This is a genomic window from Rhizobium sp. 18055, assembly GCF_902706285.1.
GTDB lineage: Bacteria > Pseudomonadota > Alphaproteobacteria > Rhizobiales > Rhizobiaceae > Rhizobium.
Map to the genome: position 1 here is coordinate 1 of NZ_CACSKD010000297.1, position 438 is coordinate 438.

At 65.5% G+C, this 438-nt stretch carries 1 pseudogene; it reads right to left on the bottom strand.

The features are described from left to right. Nucleotides 1-438: pseudogene (locus GVL52_RS29210) on the bottom strand (carbohydrate ABC transporter permease); the annotation flags it as partial.

Genomic DNA, 438 nt, shown 5'->3' on the forward strand with positions numbered 1-438 from the left:
GAGCGTGGCCCAGTCCATGCCGGAGGCGCTGACGGTGCGCGTCATGGTGGCGACGATGGGCTTGGCGTTCACGCTGGTGAGCGTGCGGGCCAGCAGCAGCTCCACCCAGCTGAACATGAAGCAGAAGAACGCCGCCACGCCCACGCCGGCCTTGATGAGCGGCAGGAAGATGGTGAGGAAGAAGCGCGGGAAGCTGTAGCCGTCGATGTAGGCGGTCTCGTCGATCTCGCGCGGGATGCCGCTCATGAAGCCTTCCAGGATCCAGACCGCGAGCGGCACGTTGAACAGCAGGTGGGCGAGCGCGACGGCGAGGTGCGTGTCCATGAGCCCCACGGTGGTGTAGAGCTGGAAGAACGGCAGCAGGAACACGGCCGGCGGGGTCATGCGGTTGGTGAGCAGCTAGAAGAAGACGTGCTTGTCGCCCAGGAACTGGTAGCG